This window comes from Streptomyces sp. NPDC046985, from assembly GCF_040644415.1.
Classification (GTDB): domain Bacteria; phylum Actinomycetota; class Actinomycetes; order Streptomycetales; family Streptomycetaceae; genus Streptomyces.
The window spans coordinates 157,661-178,065 of the sequence record NZ_JBEYWK010000013.1 but is presented as its reverse complement, the minus strand read 5'-3'; the positions used below and the strand labels follow the sequence as shown (position 1 = coordinate 178,065).

Genomic DNA, 20,405 nt, shown 5'->3' with positions numbered 1-20,405 from the left:
GGCGCCGCACGTGCGCACCGCGGAGACGCGGCCTCGACGCTGAACGAACGAACTGTGAGGATTCGGCGGCCGGATCTGTTCTTCCGCGTGTCCGGGACGCGTCGGGTTCGTGCGTCGGTCGGCCCATTTCGGTTACCCGGCGCTCACGGGCGGGTCCTGTCTGTCACCCTGGCGGCGTTGCGCGCGCCGTGGGCGCGCGTCCGTAGCTCCGGGAGCCGCCATGACGGTCATACCGACGCAGCGGGAGACCGCCTTCCTGGGCGGTGGCCCGGCCGCGCGGCAGCGCGCGGGAGCGCGCGCCCCGGAGACGCACGCGACGCTGCACGGAAGCCCGCTCGCGCCGAGCGCCGGGCGTGCGCTGGCGCGCACGGCGCTCGCCGAGTGGCGGGACCTCGGGCTGAGCGTCCCCGACCGGCTGGTCGAGGAGGTGCTGATCGCGGTCAGCGAACTGGTCACCAACGCCGTGGTGCACGCGGGCACCGACGTCGGGCTGACCTGCCGCCTGGAGCCGGACACCGGTGCGTGCGTCGTCGAGGTGTCCGACTGCCACCCCGCGCGCGCCCCGCACGACCACGGCCCGGACGCGCCGGACGAGCCGGCCGAGTTCGGCCGCGGGCTGCGCCTGGTCGCCGCCCTCGCGGAGGAGTGGGGGATCACCTACCGCACCGGCGCCAAGACGGTCTGGGCGCGGCTGCCCGCGGAACGGGACCAGGAGCCCGTGTGGGACGCCGGGAGCGCCCTCGGTGACGTCGGGAGCCTCGCCCTCGACCCGCAGCGCTTCGAGCGCGACCGCGAATGGCTGGGACGCGGCGCCCTGTCCTTCCTGGCCGAGGCGTCCGACCTGCTCGCCGGGCAGCTCGACGAGGACCTGGTCGCCGCGCTCACCGGACAGCTCCTCGTGCCCCGGCTGGCCGACTGGTGCGCGGTGTGGCTGGAAGACGAGTCCACCGCCCACGGCGGCGCCGGCGCGGGCGGCCCGCGGCTCGCCCGCGTCTGGCACTGCAGCGAGAACCGGACCGAGGAGCTGCGCGCCGCCCTGGAGAAGGACCCGCCACGCCCGACCGGCGAGGGCCAGACCTCCGGGCCCGTGGCCCACCCCTGGCCCGCCACCACCGGCGACACGCGAGACAGGAACGGTTCTGCGCTCGCCTACCGGCTGCTCGCCGGCGGCCGCCCGCTCGGCACGCTCGTCATCGGCCGCTCCGGACTGCTCCCCTTCCCCGAGGAGATCACCGGACTGGTGGAGGATCTGAGCCGACGGGTCGCGCTCGGCATCGGCGCCGCCCGGCAGTACGCGCGCCAGGTCACCATCAGCTCCGTGCTCCAGCGCGGCCTGCTGCCCGGCGCGGTCGCCGAGATCCCCGGCATGCGCAGCGCCCTCGTCTACGAACCGCGCGACCAGGGCGGCCCCAGCGGCGACTTCTACGACCTCTTCCCGGCCGGCGACGGCCGCTGGTGCTTCGCCGTCGGCGACGTCCAGGGCAAGGGACCCGAGGCCGCCGTGGTCATCGGCCTCGTCCGGCCCTGGCTGCGGCTGCTCGCCCGCGAGGGCTACGGCGTCGCGGACGTGCTGGACCGCCTCAACCAGCTCCTGCTCGACGACGCCACCGAGGCGGCCGACGCCGCCGCCCGCGTCCTGGCCGCCGCGGGCGGCCGTCCCCCGGCCCCCGGCGACGCCCCGCAGACCCGCTTCCTGTCCCTGCTCTACGGCGAACTCGCCCCCTTCGAGGGCGGCGTCCGCTGCACCCTCGCCTGCGCCGGGCACCCGCTGCCGCTGACCCTGGACCGGAACGGCGCCGTACGGACGGTCGCCCGCCCGCAGACCCTGCTCGGCGTCATCGAGGACGAGACCTACACCTGCGACAGCTTCGAGCTGCGCACCGGCGACACGCTGCTCTGCGTCACCGACGGGGTCACCGAGCGGCGCAGCGGCTCCCGCCAGTTCGACGACGGCGACGGACTGGCCGCCGCCCTCGCCGGCTGCGCCGGACTCGACGCGCAGACCATCGCGGAGCGCATTCAGCGGCTGGTGCACGACTTCGGAGAACGCCCGCCCGAGGACGACCTGGCGTTGATGGTCCTCCAGATGGAGTGACGGCGTAGTGGCCGCGGGGCGGGTGCGCGGAGTGGCCGCAGGGGTGGGTGCGCGGAGTGACCGAGGGTGGGTGCGTTGAGTGGCCGCGGGGGCGGGTGGGACGGTGCGGGACTCGCTGCGGGTGGGTGCGGGGTGGGTGCGGCGGTGCGGGACTCGGCGCGGGGTGAGTGTGGGGTGGGCGCGGCGGTGCGGGGCTCGGCGCGCGGGGCGCGGGTGGAGGTGCGGGACGCGGGAGGAGGCGCGCGTCCTGGAGCGGAAGCGCGCGCCGGGCGGCCGCCGCGGGGCATAGTGCGGCGGTGCTGGACAATGGAGGACATGCCTTCCGCACTCCCCGACGGCGAGCCCGTCCCCGCCGACGGCGCGCTGCCCGCGTCCGCGCTCGCCGGGGCGCTCGGGCGGCCCCTCGGCTTCTACCTGCACGTCCCGTACTGCGCCACCCGCTGCGGCTACTGCGACTTCAACACCTACACCGCCTCCGAGCTGCGCGGCGCCGGCGGCGTGCTCGCCTCCCGCGACAATTACGCCGCCACCCTGGCCGACGAGGTGCGCCTCGCCCGCAAGGTGCTCGGCGACGACCCCCGCGAGGTCCGCACCGTCTTCGTCGGCGGCGGCACGCCCACCCTGCTCGCCGCCTCCGACCTGGTACGGATGCTGAACACGGTCCGCGAGGAGTTCGGGCTCGCCCCTGACGCGGAGATCACCACGGAGGCGAATCCCGAGTCGGTGGACCCGGCGTATCTGGCTGCCCTGCGCGAGGGCGGCTTCAACCGGATCTCGTTCGGCATGCAGAGCGCGCGCCGGCACGTGCTGAAGGTCCTGGACCGCACGCACACCCCCGGCCGCCCCGAGGCATGCGTGGCCGAGGCCCGCGCGGCCGGCTTCGAGCGCGTCAACCTGGACCTGATCTACGGCGCCCCCGGCGAGTCCGACGACGACTGGCGCGCCTCTCTGGACGCCGCCCTCGGCGCCGGCCCCGACCACGTCTCCGCGTACGCGCTGATCGTCGAGGAGGGCACCCAGCTCGCCCGCCGCATCCACCGCGGCGAGGTCCCCATGACGGACGACGACGTGCACGCCGACCGCTACCTGATCGCCGAGGACATGCTCTCCGCGGCGGGCTTCGACTGGTACGAGGTCTCCAACTGGGCCGCCTCCGCGTCCGGCCGCTGCCTGCACAACGAGCTGTACTGGCGCGGCGCCGACTGGTGGGGCGCGGGCCCGGGAGCGCACAGCCACGTCGGCGGCGTGCGCTGGTGGAACGTCAAGCACCCCGGCGCGTACGCCGCCGCCCTGGCCGGAGGCCGCTCCCCGGGCGCCGGCCGGGAACTCCTCACCGAGGAAGACCGCCGCGTCGAGCGCGTCCTCCTGGAACTGCGCCTGCGCGAGGGCGTCCCGCTGGACCTGCTGCACCCCGAGGGCCTGGCCGCCTCCCGCCGCGCCCTGACCGACGGCCTGCTGGAGCGTGCGCCGTACGAGGCGGGTCGCGCGGTCCTGACACTGCGCGGCCGACTGCTGGCGGACGCGGTGGTACGGGACCTGGTCGACTGAGGTCGCCTGGGGGCGCCTGAGAGGACCGTGCGGGTCGAGGGTGGTCAACGGCTGTTGGCCAACGTGCGTGGGCCTGTGCTCGTGGGCAACGGCCGTCGGCCAACCCGCGTGGGCCTCCACTTGGGGGCAAACGGCCGTTGGGCAACAGGCGTGGGCCACGCCCGCGAGTCAGCGCTCGTTGGTCAACGCGCGTGGGCTGGCGAGTGCGGGTCAACGCTTGTGGGCCAACATCTGTGGACCCAGGCTATTGGCTAGCGCGGGCGGGCCTACGCCTGTGGGCTCAACGGCCGTTGGTCAACGCGCGTGGATCATGGGTCGGCGCCTGCCGGTCAACGGCCGGTGGCCAACATCTGTGGGTCGACGCCTGCCGGTCAACAGCCGTTGGCCAGCGCGCATGGGCCTATGCCCATGGGCAAACGGCCGTCGGCCAACTCGCGTAGGCCTCCACGTGGGGGCAAACGGTTATTGGCCAACCCGTGTGGGCCAAGCCCGCGAGTCAACGCTCGTTGGCCAATGGGGGTGGGCCCCCAGGGGTAGGTCAACCGGAGTGGGCCAACAGCCGTAGGCCAGCGAACGTTGGCCCGCCCCACGCCCCCGCCGCCCTACGCCCCCGCCTCCCTGCACCCCCGCCGCCCTACACCCCCGCCTCCGTCACGAAGTCGATCAACTGCTCCACCCGCCCCAGCAACTCCGGCTCCAGGTCTTTGTAAGACCGCACCCGCGAGAGAATGTGCTGCCACGCCGCGCCGGTGTTCTCGGGCCAGCCCAGCGAGCGGCAGACGCCCTTCTTCCAGTCCTGGCCGTGCGGGATCCTGGGCCACGCCGCGATGCCGACCGAGGACGGTTTCACGGCCTCCCAGACGTCGATGTACGGGTGGCCGACGACCAGGGCGTGCTCGCCGGTCACCGACTCGGCGATGCGCCACTCCTTGGCGCCCGGGACGAGGTGGTCCACCAGGACGCCGAGGCGGGCGTCCGGGCCGGGCGCGAACTCCGCGACGACCGCGGGCAGGTCGTCCACGCCCTCCAGGTACTCCACCACCACGCCCTCGATGCGCAAATCGTCGCCCCACACCCGTTCGACCAGCTCGGCGTCGTGCCGGCCCTCCACGTAGATGCGCCCGGCGCGGGCCACGCGGGCGCGTGCGCCGGGCACGGCGACCGAGCCGGACGCCGTGCGGGCGGGGCGCGCGGGACCGGCGGCGGCCCTCACCAGCGTCACCGTCCGCCCCTCCAGCAGGAAGCCGCCAGGCTGGAGCGGGAACACCCGGTGCTTGCCGAAGCGGTCCTCCAGGGTCACCGTGCCCGCCTCGCAGCGGATCACGGCCCCGCAGAAGCCCGTTCCGGGCTCCTCCAGCACCAGGCCGGGCTCGGCCGGGACCTCCGGCACCGCCTTCGGCTTCTTCCAGGAAGGGGTCAGGTCCGCGTTGTACTGCCGCATTCGAGTGACGATAGGAGAAGTCCGCCGCCGATCAGGGAGACACGCCGAAACGGGTCGCCAGGGCGTCGCGCTGGGCCCGCACGAAGCCCACGTCGACCACCGCTCCGTGGCCGGGGACGTACAGCGCGTCCTCGCCGCCCAGCGCCAGCAGCCGGTCCAGGGCGGCGGGCCACCGGGACGGCACGGCGTCGGGTCCCGCCTGCGGCTCGCCGGACTCCTCGACCAGGTCGCCGCAGAACACCACCGGCCGCTCGCCGGGCGCCGACGCAGGCGCCAGCACCGCCAGATCGTGCCCGGTGTGCCCGGGGCCCACGTCCGCCAGCACCGCTTCCTGGCCGCCGCCCAGGGAGAGGGCCAGCCGGTCGGAGACTTCCCGGTCGGGCCGCACCAGGGCCGCCGCCGCCTCGTCCGCCGCCCGGGGCGCGAGACCGTGCGCCACGGCGTCGTCCCGCAGCTCGGCCCGCGCGCCCGCACCCCCGCCACCCGCGCCGCCGAGCAAGCCGCCCGCGCCGCCGAGCAAGCCGCTCGCACCGCCGCGCACGCCACCCGCACCACCGGACGCCCCGCCCACACCGTCACCCACCCCACCGGGCGCTCCGCCGCCGAGCACCGCCCCCGCCCCCGCGGCCGCGAAGACCTCCGCCCCGGGAAACGCCGCCGCCCCGAAGACGTGGTCGAAATGCGGATGCGTCAGCGCGAGAAGGGTCACACGGCCGCCCGCCAGTCGCTCCGCCCCGGCGCGCAGCCACGCGCCCTCCGCCAGGCTCGACCCGGCGTCCACGAGCAGCGCCGACCCCGCCCCCACGACCAGCCCGACCGTGCAGTCCCACACCGGCAGCCGCACCCTGTGCACCCCGTCGGCCAGCCGCTCCCAAACCGGCGCCGCCCGGCCCGCTTCCCGCGTCACCTTCATACCGGGACGTTAGGCCCTGCCGTCAAGCCACTGCCTACGGCCCCGCGACGCCCCGCACCCGTACGGGCCTCCCACCGCACCGATCCGTGAGCCGAGCACGCCTAGGAAGAGACCGGACTCTGAGCCAAGTACGGCCTGGTACGAAACCCAGGGTCCGGCGCGGCGAGAGCACACACCCTGACGCCGCGGCGCCGCCCTCCCGGCGCCCGACAGGAGAGCGGACGACGAGGCTCAGCCTCCCCGGCACCAGGCTCAGCCTCCCCGGCCCCGGGCCCAGCCTCCCCGGCCCCGGGCCCAGCCTCCCCGGCCCCGGGCCCAGCCTCCCCGGCCCCGGGCCCAGCCTCCCCGGCCCCGGGCCCAGCCTCCCCTCCAAGGGGCCCAACCCCCCCCAACCCCCGCCCAACCTCCCCGCCACCTCCCCGCCAAGGGCTCCACCCCCCACCCCCCGCCCAACCTCCCCCGCCCCGGCCTTGCCGCCAGTGCACCCGACGACCGTACACTGGCCGGGGAATGCTGGCACTCGTATGCGCCGAGTGCCAGGCGAGCGCGTCGAGTGCCGGGCGGCGCCGTGGAAAGCGACTGGAGGTGTGCGCGGGTGCTCAGCGAGCGACGGCTTCAGGTGTTGCGCGCCATCGTCCAGGACTACGTGGGGACCGAGGAGCCGGTCGGCTCCAAGGCCCTGACCGAGCGGCACAGCCTCGGCGTCTCCCCGGCCACGGTCCGCAACGACATGGCCGTCCTGGAGGACGAGGGCTACATCGCCCAGCCGCACACCAGCGCCGGCCGCATCCCCACCGACCGGGGCTACCGCCTGTTCGTGGACAAGCTCGCCGGGGTCAAGCCGATGACCGGCCCGGAGCGGCGCGCGATCCAGCACTTCCTGGACGGCGCCGTCGACCTCGACGACGTGGTGGCCCGCACGGTGCGGCTGCTGGCGCAGCTCACCCGGCAGGTCGCCGTGGTGCAGTACCCGTCGCTGACCCGTTCCACGGTGCGGCACGTGGAACTGCTGTCGCTGGCGCCCGCGCGCCTGATGCTCGTGCTGATCACGGACACCGGGCGGGTCGAGCAGCGGATGATCGACTGCACGGTCCCCTTCGGGGAGACCTCGCTCGCCGACCTGCGGGCGCGGCTGAACAGCCGGATCGCCGGCCGCCGTTTCGCGGACGTGCCGCAGTTGGTGGAGGACCTGCCCGACGGCTTCGACCTGGAGGACCGGAGTACGGTCTCCACGGTGCTGTCCACGCTCATGGAGACCCTGGTCGAGGAGAACGAGGAGCGGCTGATGATCGGCGGCACCGCCAATCTCACCCGCTTCGCACATGACTTCCCTCTCACCATCCGGCCGGTGCTGGAGGCGCTGGAGGAGCAGGTCGTGATGCTCAAGCTGCTCGGTGAGGCGCAGGATCCGGGCATGACCGTGCGCATCGGTCACGAGAACGCCTACGAAGGACTCAACTCCACGTCCATCGTGTCGGTGGGCTACGGTTCGGGCGGCGAGGCAGTCGCCAAGCTCGGCGTGGTCGGACCGACCCGCATGGACTACCCGGGAACGATGGGAGCGGTACGCGCAGTGGCACGGTACGTCGGACAGATCCTGGCGGAGTCGTAAGTGGCCACGGACTACTACGCCGTTCTCGGCGTGCGCCGCGACGCGTCGCAGGATGAGATCAAGAAGGCGTTCCGTCGGCTCGCGCGCGAGCTGCACCCGGACGTCAACCCCGATCCGAAGACCCAGGAGCGGTTCAAGGAGATCAACGCCGCCTACGAGGTGCTGTCGGACCCGCAGAAGAAGCAGGTCTACGACCTCGGCGGCGATCCGCTCTCGCAGGCCGGCGGGGGCGGCGCGGGCGGCTTCGGGGCGGGCGGCTTCGGCAACTTCTCCGACATCATGGACGCGTTCTTCGGCACGGCGTCGCAGCGCGGGCCGCGCTCGCGCACCCGCCGGGGCCAGGACGCGATGATCCGGCTGGAGGTGGAGCTGGACGAGGCGGCCTTCGGCACGACCAAGGACATCCAGGTCGACACCGCCGTCGTCTGCAACACCTGCAACGGCGAGGGCGCGGCGCCGGGCACCTCCGCGCAGACCTGCGACATGTGCCGTGGCCGCGGCGAGGTCTCGCAGGTGACCCGGTCCTTCCTGGGCCAGGTCATGACGTCCCGCCCCTGCCCCCAGTGCCAGGGCTTCGGCACGGTCGTGCCGAACCCGTGCCCGGAGTGCGCGGGCGACGGCCGCATCCGCGCCCGCCGCACCCTGACGGTGAAGATCCCGGCCGGTGTGGACAACGGCACGCGGATCCAGCTCGCGGGCGAGGGCGAGGTCGGCCCCGGCGGCGGCCCGGCCGGCGACCTGTACGTCGAGATCCACGAGCTGCCGCACTCGACCTTCCAGCGGCGCGGCGACGACCTGCACTGCACGGTCACCCTCCCGATGACCGCGGCGTCCCTGGGCACCAAGGTGCCGCTGAAGACCCTGGACGGCCTGGAGGACGTCGACATCCGGCCGGGCACCCAGTCCGGCCAGTCGATCCCGCTGCACGCCCGGGGCGTCACGCATCTGCGCGGCGGCGGCCGGGGCGACCTCATCGTGCACGTCGAGGTGCAGACCCCGTCCAAGCTCGACCCCGAGCAGGAGCGCCTGCTGCGCGAGCTGGCCAAGCTGCGCGGCGAGGAGCGCCCCCAGGGCCAGTTCCAGCCGGGGCAGCAGGGCCTGTTCTCCCGGCTGAAGGACGCCTTCAACGGCCGGTGACCGTCCACGGGGCCGCGGCGCACGCGAAAGCGTGCCCGGCGCACGCGCACGCGTGCCCGCCGCGGCCCCCGGCCTGATCGACGGGCTGCCCGGTTTCGGGTCCCTGCCCGGAACATGGCACCATGCGGTCATGTCCTCCGCGCTGACCGATCTCTTCACGCACCCGATCGTGCAGGCCCCCATGGCGGGCGGTCCCGCCGGGCCGCGCCTGGCCGCCGCGGTGTCGGAGGCCGGCGGGCTCGGGTTCCTCGCCGCGGGCTACAAGACCGCGGACGGCATGTACCAGGAGATCAAGCAGGTCCGCGGGCTGACCGGCCGGCCGTTCGGCGTGAACGTCTTCGTGCCGCAGGCCGAGCACGCCGAGTCCGGCGCCGTGGGCCTCTACGCGCAGCAGCTCGCGGGCGAGACCGCCTGGTACGACGCCGAGCTGGGCGACCCGGAGTGCGGCCGGGACGACGGCTACGACGTCAAGCTCGCCGCCCTGCTCGACGACCCGGTGCCGGTCGTCTCCTTCCACTTCGGCGTGCCGGCCCGTGAGGTCGTCGACTCCCTGCACCGCGTCGGGACGCTCGTCGCGGTCACCGCGACCACCGTGGAGGAGGCGCAGGCCGTGCGGGCGGCGGGCGCGGACGCGGTGATCGCGCAGGGCGTGGAGGCCGGCGGCCACCAGGGCACGCACCGCGACATACCGGAGAGCGAAGGCGCGGCCCACGGCGTGCTGTCCCTGGTCGCCCTGGTCCGCGAGGCGGTGACCCTCCCGGTGGTCGCCGCGGGCGGCATCATGCGCGGCGGCCAGATCGCCGCCGTGCTCGCGGCCGGGGCGAGCGCCGCGCAACTGGGCACGGCGTTCCTCGCCGCCGACGAGTCCGGCGCGCACGCCCTGCACAAGCGGGCCCTGACCGACCCCCTCTTCCCGCACACCGAGCTGACCCGCGCCTTCAGCGGGCGGCCCGCCCGCGGCCTGGTCAACCGCTTCCTGCGCGAGCACGGCCCGTACGCGCCCGCCGCCTACCCGGAGGTCCACCGCCTCACGGCGCCGCTGCGCAAGGCCGCCGCCGAGGCGGGCGACCCGCAGGGCATGGCGCTGTGGGCGGGACAGGGCCACCGGATGGCCCGGGAGATGCCCGCCGGACGGCTGGTGGAGGTTCTGGTCACCGAACTGGACGCGGCCCGAGCGGGGTTGGCGGCCCGTCCGGCCGCGGGAGGCGGCCCGCGATGACCAAGCCGGTGTTCGTGGTCGACGAACTGCGCGTCATTGGACCGGAGTTCGTGCTGGAGGGAGCCGAGGGCCGGCACGCGGTCTCGGTGAAGCGGCTGCGCCCCGGCGAGGACGTGATCCTCACCGACGGGCGCGGGCGCTGGACCGAGGGCGTGGTGAAGGCCGCCGAGGGCAAGGACCGCCTGGTCCTCACGGACCTCCAGATCTCGCACGAGGAAGCCCCGGAGGCGCCCCGCATCACCGTCGTCCAGGCGCTCCCCAAGGGCGACCGGGGCGAACTCGCCGTGGAGACGATGACCGAGGTCGGCGTCGACGCGATCGTGCCCTGGTCCGCCGCCCGCTGCATCACGCAGTGGAAGGGCGAGCGCGGGGCGAAGGCGCTCGCCAAGTGGCGGGCGACGGCCCGCGAGGCCGGCAAGCAGTCCCGCCGGGTGCGCTTCCCGGAGGTCGCGGACGCCGCGACGACCCGGCAGGTCGCCGCCCTCCTCGCCCGCGCCGACTTCGCCGCCGTCCTGCACGAGACCGGCTCGTCGCCGCTGGCCTCCGCCGAACTCCCCGCCGAGGGCGAGATCGTGCTCGTCGTCGGCCCCGAAGGCGGCGTCTCTCCCGAGGAGCTGGCCCTGTTCGAGGAGGCGGGCGCACGGGCGTACGTCCTCGGGCGTACGGTGCTGCGTACATCGACCGCGGGGACCGCGGCCGCCGCCCTGCTCCTGGGCCGGACCGGACGGTGGTCCTGACCGGCGCGAGCCGGCCGGAGGCTCGGACCGCGGCGTCACGCGCCCCGGGACACGGGTCCCGGACGACACAGGGGACCACCGTGGAACTCGCCCAAGTCCGACTGCTCGTCGACGACTTCGCCGCCTGCTACCGCTTCTACGCCGACGTGCTCGCCCTCAAGCCGCAGTCGGGCGCGGCGACGGGACCGTACGAGAAGTTCAGTCCCGCCACCGGCTCGGCGGGCGTCGCGTTGCAGGACCGCGCGATGATGGCCGAAGTGCTGGGCGAGCTGGGGGACGCGGCGACCGGCCACCGCTCCCTGGTGGTGCTGCGCGTGGACGACCTGGACGCCTACTGCGCCGAGATAGCCGGCCGCGGCGCCGACCTGCTGCACGGTCCGGCCGCCCTGACGGACCGGATGCGCGTCGCCCATCTCAAGGACCCTGAGGGCAACTTGGTGGAACTCCAGGAGTGGCTGCTGCTGCGCCCCTGAGCGCGCCGCCGGGCGACGGCGTCCCGCCTGGGCCGGGTGCGGGCGGTTTCACGGGGGCGGCTGCGAGCGGCTCCCCGTCGAAGCGCCCGGCGGCCGGGCCGCTCGGACCGGCCCCGCCGACCGGTCCGGGCGCGTAAGGGGCGCGTGAGCGGCGCGTGAAGGGCGCAGGTTGCGCGCCGGGTGAACCGGACCCCTGTCCGCGGGCGCCGCTTGCTGCGTAGGGTGATCACGTGACTCAGCCCGCATCGTCTGTTCCGCCCGCCCCGGCCGCGCCGACGCCGGCGGCGTACCTCCGCTTCCCGCACCTGCACGGCGAGTTCGTCGCCTTCACCGCCGAGGACGACGTGTGGCTCGCGCCGCTGGACGGCGGGCGGGCCTGGCGGGTCAGCGCCGACAACGCGCCGGTGGACCACCCCCGTATCTCGCCCGACGGCGCCAGCGTCGCCTGGACCTCCGCCCGGGACCGCGCCCCCGAGGTGCACGTCGCCCCCGTGGAGGGCGGCCCGGCCACCCGCCTGACCTACTGGGGAAGTCAGCGCACCCAGGTGCGCGGCTGGACGCCGGACGGCCGGGTGCTCGCGCTCAGCACGCAGGGCCAGGCGAGCCTGCGCCGCAGTTGGGCCCACGCCGTCCCGCTGGACGGAGGACCGGCCGAGGTGCTGCCCTACGGCCCGGTCGGCGACGTCGCCCACGGACCGCACACCGTCCTGCTGTCCGCGCCGATGGGCCGTGAGGCGGCCTGGTGGAAGCGGTACCGGGGCGGCACCGCGGGCAAGCTGTGGATCGACCGCGGCGGCGAGGGCGACTTCGCGCGGCTGCACGAGGACCTGGACGGCAACCTGGAGTGCCCGATGTGGGTGGGGGAGCGGGTGGCGTTCCTCTCCGACCACGAGGGCGCCGGCGCGCTGTACTCCTCCCTCGCCGACGGCTCCGACCTGCGCCGGCACACCCCCGTGGACGGCTTCTACGCCCGCCACGCCGCCACCGACGGCGCCCGCGTCGTCTACTCCAGCGCGGGCGGGCTGTGGCTGCTGGACGGCCTCGACGGCGCTGAGCCGCGCCCGCTGGAGATCCGGCTCGGCGGCCCGCGCAAGGGCCTCCAGCCCCAACTGCTCAACGCCGCCCGCTGGTTCGGCGCCGCCGCCCCCGACCACACGGCGCGCGGCAGCGCCGTCGCGGTGCGCGGCGCCGTCCACTGGGTCACCCACCGCTCGGGCCCGGCCCGCGCGCTCGCCGCCGAGCCCGGGGTGCGGGCCCGGCTGCCGCGCGCCTTCCGCGTCGACGGCGAGGAGTGGGCGGTGTGGGTGACCGACGCGGAGGGCGAGGACGCCCTGGAGTTCGCGCCCGCCACCGGAACCGCCCCCGGCGCGACCCCGCGCCGGCTCGCCGCCGGGCGGCTCGGCCGGGTCCTGGAGCTGGCCATGGCCCCCGACGGCAGCCGCGCCGCCGTCGCCGCGCACGACGGGCGGCTGCTGCTCGTCGAACGCGAGACCGGCGAGGTCCGCGAGGTCGACCGCAGCGAGCACGGCGACGTCTGCGACCTCGCCTTCTCGCCCGACTCCGGCTGGCTCGCCTGGTCCCACCCCGGCCCGAGTCCGCTGGCCCAGCTCCGCCTGGCCCGCACCGCCGACCTGTCGGTCACCGAGGCGACCCCGCTGCGCTTCCGCGACCACGCGCCCGCCTTCACCCTCGACGGCAAGCACCTGGCCTTCCTCTCCCACCGCTCCTTCGACCCGGTCTACGACGAGCACGTCTTCGACCTGGCCTTCGTGGAGAGCTCCCGCCCGCACCTGATCACGCTGGCCGCGACCACGCCCTCCCCGTTCGGCCCGCAGCGGCACGGCCGCCCCTTCGAGGCGTCCGACAAGCCCGACAAGTCTGACAAGTCAGAGAATCAGGACGCCTCGGACGGCGAGGGCGTCCCCGCCACCCGGATCGACCTGGACGGCCTCGCCGACCGCATCGTGCCCTTCCCGGTCGAGGCCGCCCGCTACTCGAACCTGCGGGCCGCCCGCGACGGCGTGCTCTGGCTCCGGCACCCGGTGATCGGCGTGCTCGGCGCCGGCCGCGCCACCCCCGACGACCCCGACCCGAAGACCGAGCTGGAACGCTACGACCTGGCCCAGCGGCGGATCGAGCATCTGGCCGCGGACGCCGATCACTTCGAGGTCAGCGGCGACGGCCGCCGGGTGCTGCTGTGGACCGACGGCAGGCTCAAGGTCGTGCCCAGCGACCGGCGCGCCTCGGGCGACGAGGACAGCGACTCCCACCTCACCGTCGACCTCGGCCGGGTGCGGCAGACCGTCGACCCGGCCGCCGAGTGGCGGCAGATGTACGAGGAGACCGGCCGCGTCATGCGGGACAACTTCTGGCGCCCCGACATGGGCGGCGTCGACTGGGACGCCGTGCTCGACCGCTACCGGCCCGTCCTGGACCGCCTGGCCACCCACGACGACCTGGTGGACCTGCTGTGGGAGGTGCACGGCGAACTGGGCACCTCGCACGCCTACGTCACGCCCCACGGGCCCTCCGGCGACGGCGTCCGGCAGGGTCTGCTCGGCGCGGACGTCTCCCGCCACGAGGACGGCAGTTGGCGCATCGACCGGATCCTGCCCTCGGAGACCTCCGACCCGCACGCGCGCAGCCCGCTGGCCGCGCCCGGCGCGGCGGTGCGCGCCGGGGACGCCATCGTCGCCGTCGGCGGCCGGCCGGTCGATCCGGTCACCGGGCCCGGCCCGCTGCTCGTCGGCACGGCGGGCCGCCCGGTCGAGCTGACCGTCTCCCCGTCCGGCGGCGGCGACTGCCGGCACGCGGTGGTGGTGCCGCTCGCCGACGAGGAGCCGCTGCGCTACCACGCGTGGGTGGCCGACCGCCGCGCCTACGTGCACGAGAAGTCCGGCGGCCGGCTCGGCTACCTGCACGTGCCGGACATGCAGGCGCCCGGCTGGGCGCAGATCCACCGCGACCTGCGCGTGGAGGTGGCCCGCGAGGGCCTGGTCGTCGACGTGCGGGAGAACCGCGGCGGGCACACCTCGCAGCTCGTCGTGGAGAAGCTGGCCCGGCGGATCGTCGGCTGGGACCTGCCGCGCGGGATGCGGCCGGAGAGCTACCCGCGCGACGCGCCGCGCGGCCCCGTCGTCGCCGTGGCCAATGAGTTCTCCGGCTCCGACGGCGACATCGTCAACGCGGCGATCAAGGCGCTGGGCATCGGACCGGTGGTCGGCGTCAGGACCTGGGGCGGCGTGGTCGGCGTCGACAGCCGCTACCGCCTGGTCGACGGCACGCTGATCACCCAGCCGAAGTACGCCTTCTGGCTGGAGGGCTACGGCTGGGGGGTGGAGAACCACGGCGTGGACCCGGACGTCGAGGTCGTCCAGCGCCCCCAGGACCACGCGGCGGGCCGCGACGTCCAGTTGGACGAGGCGGTCCGGATCGCGCTGGAGGCCCTGGAGCACACCCCGGCGAAGATCCCGCCGTCCCTGCCCTGAACCGTCCGGCCGTGCGCGGCGCCGCTCGGTAGCATGCACCCGTACCCGATCGACTCCCGAGGAGCGCCGCATGGCAGGGGAACCCCAGGACGACTGCCTGTTCTGCAAGATCGTCGCAGGCCAGGTCCCGGCGACGATCGTCCGGGAGACGGAGACGACCGTCGCCTTCCGCGACATCAACCCCCAGGCGCCCACCCACGTCCTGGTCATCCCCAAGGCCCACTACCGGGACGCCGCAGCCCTCGCCGACGGCGCCCCGGAGCTGGCCGCCGACGTGCTGCGCGAGACCCGGGCCGTCGCCGAGGAGGAGAAGCTGGAGAGCTACCGCACGGTGTTCAACAGCGGCGCCGGCGCCGGACAGACCGTGTGGCACGCGCACGCCCACCTCCTGGGCGGCCGCGGCCTCCAGTGGCCCCCCGGCTAGACCGCGCGGAAAGCCCGAACTCCCGTGTCCGCCCGTGAACTCGTCGTCCTCGGCACCGCCAGCCAGGTCCCGACCCGGCACCGCAACCACAACGGCTACCTGCTGCGCTGGGACGGCGAGGGCATCCTGTTCGACCCCGGCGAGGGCACCCAGCGGCAGATGCTGCGCGCCGGGGTCGCGGCGCACGACCTGAACCGGATCTGCGTCACCCACTTCCACGGCGACCACAGCCTGGGCCTGGCCGGGGTGATCCAGCGCGTCAACCTCGACCGGGTGCCGCACCCGGTCACCGCGCACTACCCGCGCTCGGGCCAGCGGTTCTTCGACCGGCTGCGGTACGCCACCGCCTACCGCGAGACGGTCGCCCTCGCCGAGGCCCCCGTCGACGCCGACGGCGTCCTCGTCGCCGCCGGGGCGTACACCCTGGAGGCCCGCCGCCTGTCCCACCCGGTCGAGTCCTTCGGCTACCGGCTGGTCGAGCCGGACGGGCGCCGCATGCTGCCCGACCGGCTCGCCGCGCACGGCATCCAGGGCCCCGACGTGGGCCGCCTCCAGCGGGACGGCTCGCTGCGCGGGGTGCCGCTGGACGCGGTGAGCGAGGTCCGGCGCGGACAGCGGTTCGCGTTCGTCATGGACACCCGGCTGTGCGAGGGCGTGCACGCGCTCGCCGAGGGCTGCGACCTGCTCGTCATCGAGTCGACCTTCCTCGACGAGGACGAGCGCCTGGCCGTCGAGCACGGTCACCTGACGGCTGGTCAGGCCGCCCGCGCCGCCCGGGACGCGGGCGTGCGGCATCTCGTCCTCACCCACTTCAGCCAGCGCTACACCGACCCCGAGGAGTTCGAGCGCCAGGCGCGGGCGGCCGGGTACGAGGGCGAGCTGACGGTGGCCCGCGACCTGCTCCGAGTGCCGCTGCCGAAACGGCGCTGACCAGGCCGTACGATGCTCTGATGCCCCTCCCCAAAGCCGAACTGCACCTGCACGTCGAAGGCACCCTGGAGCCCGAGCTGGCCTTCGAGCTGGCCGCGCGCAACGGTGTGAGACTGCCCTACGCCGACACCGAGGCGCTGCGCGAGGCGTACCGGTTCGAGGACCTCCAGTCCTTCCTGAACCTGTACTACGAGCTGATGGCCGTCCTGCGCACCGAGCGGGACTTCGCGGACCTGGCCGACGCCTATCTGGCGCGGGCCGCGGCGCAGGGCGTACGGCACGCGGAGATCTTCTTCGACCCGCAGGCGCACCTCGCCCGCGGCGTCTCCCTGGACACGGTGGTCGAGGGGCTGTGGCGGGCGCTGAGCGCCGGCGAGGAGAAGCACGGCGTCTCCACCCAGCTCATCCTGTGCTTCCTGCGGGACGAGTCCGCCGAGTCGGCGCTGCGCACGCTGGAGGCCGCCCGGCCCTACCTGGACCGGATCGCCGGGATCGGCCTGGACTCGGCCGAGGTCGGGCACCCGCCGGCGAAGTTCCGCGAGGTCTACGAGGCCGCCGCCGCCCTCGGCCTGCGCCGCGTGGCGCACGCGGGGGAGGAGGGCCCGCCGGAGTACATCGCCGAGGCGCTGGACGTGCTCGGCGTCGAGCGCGTCGACCACGGCCTGCGCTGCATGGAGGACCCGGCCCTGGTCGAGCGCCTGGTGCGCGAGCGCGTCCCGCTGACCCTGTGCCCGCTGTCCAACGTCCGGCTGCGCACCGTCGACACCCTCGCCGACCACCCGCTGCCCGCCATGCTGGACGCCGGCCTGCTGTGCACGGTCAACTCCGACGACCCGGCCTACTTCGGCGGCTACGCCGGGGACAACTTCGACGCCGTCCGCGAAGCGCTCGGCCTGAGCGAGGACCGGCTGCGCGAGCTGGCCCGCAACTCCTTCCTCGCCTCCTTCCTGGAGCACGACGAGGAGCGGCGGCGGCGGTATCTGGCGGAGGTGGAGGCGTACCGGTTCCCGTAGGGGGGGCGGGGTCGCCTCGGGGCGGTTGACGCCGCGGAATCGCCCCGGGGCGCCGTTGACGGTCCTCGTTCGCCTACCTAATCTCCGTCTGTATACGTGGACGCCGTGGGCTCTCTGGGCTCTCTGGGCTCAATGGGCTCTGGGGGGGGGCGCCGTCCGCGTGGTTCGACGTCTACCGGGGGAGATGATCGGTTCCGTGACCCGCGACCTCGCCGTCACCGGGGTGCGGCTGACGCCGGTCCTGGTGGCCGACCCGCCGCTGCTGAACACCCAGGGCCTGCACCAGCCGTACACCCCCCGTCTGATCGTCGAGGTGGAGACCGCGGGCGGGGCGACCGGCGTCGGGGAGACGTACGGGGACACGCGGTACCTGGAGCTGGCGCGTCCGATGGCCGACGAGCTGATCGGACGTCAGGTCAGCGACGTGAACGCGCTGCACGCGCTCGACGTCGCCGTGGACGCCTCCCGGGTCGACGGCGCCGTGGGCGGCGGCGGCCTGCGCGGGGCGCAGACCGCCGACAAGCTGCGCCTGTCGGTCGTCTCCGCCTTCGAGGTCGCCTGCCTGGACGCCCTCGGCAAGGCGCTCGGCCTGCCCGTGCACGCCCTGCTCGGCGGCAAGGTGCGCGACGCGGTCGAGTACAGCGGCTACCTGTTCTACAAGCGGGCCCGCCACCCCGACGGCGTGCCCGCCGAGCCGGAGCGCTGGGGCGCCGCCCTGGACCCGGCCGGCGTGGTGGCCCAGGCGAAGGCGTTCCAGGAGCGGTACGGCTTCACCTCCTTCAAGCTCAAGGGCGGGGTGTTCCCGCCGGACGAGGAGATCGCCGCCGTCCGCGCGCTGGCCGAGGCGTTCCCCGGCTGCCCGCTGCGCCTGGACCCCAACGGCGCCTGGTCGGTGGAGACCGCGGTGCGCGTAGCGGAGGAGCTGGGGGACGTCCTGGAGTATCTGGAGGACCCCGCGCTCGGCACGCCCGCGATGGCCGAGGTGGCGGCCCGGCTGAAGGGCGCGGCGGGCGGCGATGGGCGGCGGAACGCACTGCCGCTGGCCACCAACATGTGCGTGACCTCCTTCGCGGAGATCGAGGAGGCGTTCACCCGGGGCGCGGTGCAGGTGGTGCTCGCCGACCACCACTACTGGGGCGGCCTGCGCAGCACCCAGCACCTCGCGGCCCTGTGCGCCGCCTTCGGCGTCGGCGTGTCCATGCACTCCAACACCCATCTGGGCGTCAGCCTGGCCGCGATGACCCACGTGGCGGCCACCGTGCCGAACCTGCGGCACGCCTGCGACACCCACTACCCCTGGCAGGCGGAGGACGTCCTCACCGAGCGCCTGGCCTTCGACGGCGGCCGGATCGCCGTCTCCGACGCCCCCGGCCTCGGCGTCGCCCTCGACCGCGCCGAACTGGCCCGCCTGCACCGGCGGTGGGCCGAGGACGACGGCGCCTTCCGCGACCGCGACGACGCGGCGGCGATGCGGGTCGCCGCCCCCGGATGGACCGCGCCCGCTGTGCCCCGCTGGTAGGGCCGCCGCCCCGTCCCGCCGCCCGTCACCGGCCGCTCCCGGCCGCGGCGGCCGACGTGCGCCCGGCGCTCTGGGGCACACTGGCCTGATCCGCACCACGTCAGGGAGCACGCCGTGACCGCGTCCCACCCGCCCGCCGGAGAGGGCCAGGAACCCCCGGAGCCCCGGGACTCCCCGGGAGCCGGGGACTGCCCGCAGGCCCAGGACCGCCCGGACGACCGCGAGCGCCCGAAGGATCAGGGGTTCCCGGACGGCTGGGAGCGGCTGGGGGACCGGGAGTGTCCGGAGGGCCGACTGCGGCCGGAGGATCAGGGGCGCGCGGGCGACCGCGAGCGCCCGGAGGACCAGAGGTTCCCGGACGGCCGGGAGCGGCTGGGGGACCGGGAGTGCCCGGAGGATCAGGGGTCCTCGGACGGCCGGGAGTGGCTAGGCGACCGGAAGTGTCCGGAGGGCCGACTGCGTCCGGAGGTTCAGGGGCGCGCGGGCGACCGCGAGCGCCCCGACGACAGCGAGCCTCCGGAGGATCAGGGGCGCCCGGACGACCGCGAGCCCCCGGAGGACCAGGGGCCCCCGGACGGCCGGGAGTACATCGTCGGAGCGCCGCACGCGCTCCTCGGGCCCCGGGTGGACCCGTTGGCCGGACTGCGCACCGCGGCCGACCCGCCCTGCGACGTCTACCTCACCGGCACCGTCTTCCTCGACATCGTCTTCACCGGGCTGGAGTGCGCCCCGCGGCGCGGCACCGAGTCCTGGGCGCGCGGGATGGGGTCGAGTCCGGGAGGCGTCGCCAACATGGCGACGGCGCTGGCCCGTCTGGGCCTGCGCACCTCCCTCGCGGCGGCCTTCGGCGACGACCACTACGGCGAGTACTGCTGGGACGCGCTGGAGCAGGGCGAGGGCATCGACCTCTCCCCGTCCCGCACCGCTCCCGGCTGGCACTCGCCGGTCACCGTCTCCATGGCCTACGAGGGCGAGCGCACCATGGTCTCGCACGGCCACGAGCCGCCCCCCGACGCCGAGTTCGCCGAGGAGGCCGCCGTGTGCCCGCCGCCCGCGCGTGCCGCCGTCGCCTCCCTGACCCCCGGCAGACGCGCCCCCTGGATCGCCGCCGCCGCCCGCCGGGGCACGCGTGTCTTCGGGGACGTCGGCTGGGACGACACCGGCGCCTGGGACCTGGCCGGCCTCGCCGACCTGGAGCACTGCGAGGCGTTCCTGCCGAACGCCGAGGAGGCCATGCGCTACACGGGCGCCGACTGTCCCCGCGGCGCCGCGCACGCGCTCACCGAGTTCGTCCCGGTCGCGGTGGTCACCCTCGGCGCGGAGGGCGCCTACGCCGTCGACCGGCGCACCGGGGAGACCGCCGAGGTCCCGGCCATCGAGGTCGAGGCGCTGGACCCGACGGGCGCGGGCGACGTGTTCGTGGCCGGGTTCGTCACCGGCACGCTGGCCGGCTGGCCGCTGGCCGACCGGCTCGCCTTCGCCGGACTCACCGCCGCGCTGTCGGTCCAGGAGTTCGGCGGCTCGCTGTCGGCCCCCGACTGGTCCGAGATCGCCGCCTGGTGGCGGCGGGTGCAGTCGGTGGAGGGCCAGGACCCGGCCGCCCTGCGGCGGTACGCCTTCCTGGACCGCCTGGCGCCGGAGGCGGGCGTGGAACCGTGGCCGCGGCGCCGGGCCGTGCCGACCATCGGCTTCGGCCGCTGGGCCTGACAGGCTCCGACCGCGAGGCCGCTGGTGCGGCGGGTCGCGGGAGGCGCAGGGGGGCGCGTGCGCTGGGAGGGACGGGTGCGCTAAGAAGGGCTCGTGCGCCCAGAGGGACCGGTACGGTACGCCGGGCCCAGAGGTACCCACGCGCTCGA

The 20,405-nt window shown here is 75.2% G+C and carries 15 protein-coding genes; 13 read left to right on the top strand and 2 right to left on the bottom strand.

All coding sequences use genetic code 11. The features are described from left to right. Positions 1–220 precede the first annotated feature (220 nt). Positions 221–2,095, top strand: a complete 1,875-nt coding sequence (locus ABZ861_RS18810) for a SpoIIE family protein phosphatase (RefSeq protein WP_361631397.1) — start codon at positions 221–223, stop codon at positions 2,093–2,095. Between the two features lie 315 nt (positions 2,096–2,410). Next, on the top strand, positions 2,411–3,643 hold the full coding sequence (gene hemW, locus ABZ861_RS18805; RefSeq protein ID WP_361631395.1) for a radical SAM family heme chaperone HemW: 1,233 nt from the start codon (positions 2,411–2,413) through the stop codon (positions 3,641–3,643). A 634-nt stretch (positions 3,644–4,277) separates the two neighbouring features. Here the strand turns inward: hemW and ABZ861_RS18800 are convergent. Together ABZ861_RS18800 and ABZ861_RS18795 are read right to left on the bottom strand one after the other, a co-directional pair. After that, positions 4,278–5,084, bottom strand: coding sequence for a DUF3097 domain-containing protein (locus ABZ861_RS18800; protein ID WP_361631393.1), 807 nt, complete (start codon positions 5,082–5,084; stop codon positions 4,278–4,280). 31 nt (positions 5,085–5,115) lie between these two features. Then, positions 5,116–5,997 (bottom strand): MBL fold metallo-hydrolase, encoded by an 882-nt coding sequence (locus ABZ861_RS18795; RefSeq protein ID WP_361631391.1) that lies wholly within the window; start codon positions 5,995–5,997, stop codon positions 5,116–5,118. Between the two features lie 595 nt (positions 5,998–6,592). Between ABZ861_RS18795 and hrcA the strand changes: the two genes are divergently transcribed. The 11 genes from hrcA (at position 6,593) to ABZ861_RS18740 (ending at position 20,256) form a co-directional block, all read left to right on the top strand. After that, on the top strand, positions 6,593–7,609 hold the full coding sequence (gene hrcA, locus ABZ861_RS18790; protein ID WP_361631389.1) for a heat-inducible transcriptional repressor HrcA: 1,017 nt from the start codon (positions 6,593–6,595) through the stop codon (positions 7,607–7,609). Further along, complete coding sequence (gene dnaJ / locus ABZ861_RS18785; protein ID WP_361631387.1) at positions 7,610–8,746, top strand: molecular chaperone DnaJ; 1,137 nt, start codon at positions 7,610–7,612, stop codon at positions 8,744–8,746. Positions 8,747–8,876: 130 nt separating this feature from the next. Next, positions 8,877–9,965: a nitronate monooxygenase gene (locus tag ABZ861_RS18780; RefSeq protein ID WP_361631385.1), complete on the top strand. Its 1,089-nt coding sequence runs from the start codon at positions 8,877–8,879 to the stop codon at positions 9,963–9,965. Then, positions 9,962–10,702, top strand: coding sequence for a 16S rRNA (uracil(1498)-N(3))-methyltransferase (locus ABZ861_RS18775; RefSeq protein WP_361631383.1), 741 nt, complete (start codon positions 9,962–9,964; stop codon positions 10,700–10,702). Before ABZ861_RS18780 ends, ABZ861_RS18775 begins: the two co-directional genes overlap by 4 nt. An 80-nt stretch (positions 10,703–10,782) precedes the next feature. Then, entirely contained in the window at positions 10,783–11,175 is a 393-nt protein-coding gene (locus ABZ861_RS18770) for a VOC family protein (protein WP_361631381.1), read from the top strand. A gap of 230 nt (positions 11,176–11,405) precedes the next feature. Further along, entirely contained in the window at positions 11,406–14,663 is a 3,258-nt protein-coding gene (locus ABZ861_RS18765; protein WP_361631379.1) for a S41 family peptidase, read from the top strand. Positions 14,664–14,733: 70 nt separating this feature from the next. Further along, positions 14,734–15,087: a histidine triad nucleotide-binding protein gene (locus ABZ861_RS18760; protein WP_361631377.1), complete on the top strand. Its 354-nt coding sequence runs from the start codon at positions 14,734–14,736 to the stop codon at positions 15,085–15,087. 24 nt (positions 15,088–15,111) lie between these two features. Then, positions 15,112–16,017, top strand: a complete 906-nt coding sequence (locus ABZ861_RS18755; RefSeq protein WP_361631375.1) for a ribonuclease Z — start codon at positions 15,112–15,114, stop codon at positions 16,015–16,017. A 20-nt stretch (positions 16,018–16,037) separates the two neighbouring features. After that, positions 16,038–17,030, top strand: coding sequence for an adenosine deaminase (locus ABZ861_RS18750; RefSeq protein WP_361631374.1), 993 nt, complete (start codon positions 16,038–16,040; stop codon positions 17,028–17,030). Between the two features lie 196 nt (positions 17,031–17,226). After that, positions 17,227–18,549 (top strand): glucarate dehydratase family protein, encoded by a 1,323-nt coding sequence (locus ABZ861_RS18745; protein WP_361631372.1) that lies wholly within the window; start codon positions 17,227–17,229, stop codon positions 18,547–18,549. Between the two features lie 588 nt (positions 18,550–19,137). After that, positions 19,138–20,256, top strand: coding sequence for a PfkB family carbohydrate kinase (locus ABZ861_RS18740; RefSeq protein ID WP_361631499.1), 1,119 nt, complete (start codon positions 19,138–19,140; stop codon positions 20,254–20,256). Positions 20,257–20,405: the final 149 nt, after the last annotated feature.

Coding starts and splice junctions, on each gene's coding strand:
- ABZ861_RS18760 (WP_361631377.1), top strand. CDS start 14,734: ATGGCAGGGGAACCCCAGGACGACTGCCTGTTCTGCAAGATCGTCGCA.
- ABZ861_RS18750 (WP_361631374.1), top strand. CDS start 16,038: ATGCCCCTCCCCAAAGCCGAACTGCACCTGCACGTCGAAGGCACCCTG.
- ABZ861_RS18795 (WP_361631391.1), bottom strand. CDS start 5,997: ATGAAGGTGACGCGGGAAGCGGGCCGGGCGGCGCCGGTTTGGGAGCGG.
- ABZ861_RS18780 (WP_361631385.1), top strand. CDS start 8,877: ATGTCCTCCGCGCTGACCGATCTCTTCACGCACCCGATCGTGCAGGCC.
- ABZ861_RS18800 (WP_361631393.1), bottom strand. CDS start 5,084: ATGCGGCAGTACAACGCGGACCTGACCCCTTCCTGGAAGAAGCCGAAG.
- hemW (WP_361631395.1), top strand. CDS start 2,411: ATGCCTTCCGCACTCCCCGACGGCGAGCCCGTCCCCGCCGACGGCGCG.
- ABZ861_RS18810 (WP_361631397.1), top strand. CDS start 221: ATGACGGTCATACCGACGCAGCGGGAGACCGCCTTCCTGGGCGGTGGC.
- ABZ861_RS18775 (WP_361631383.1), top strand. CDS start 9,962: ATGACCAAGCCGGTGTTCGTGGTCGACGAACTGCGCGTCATTGGACCG.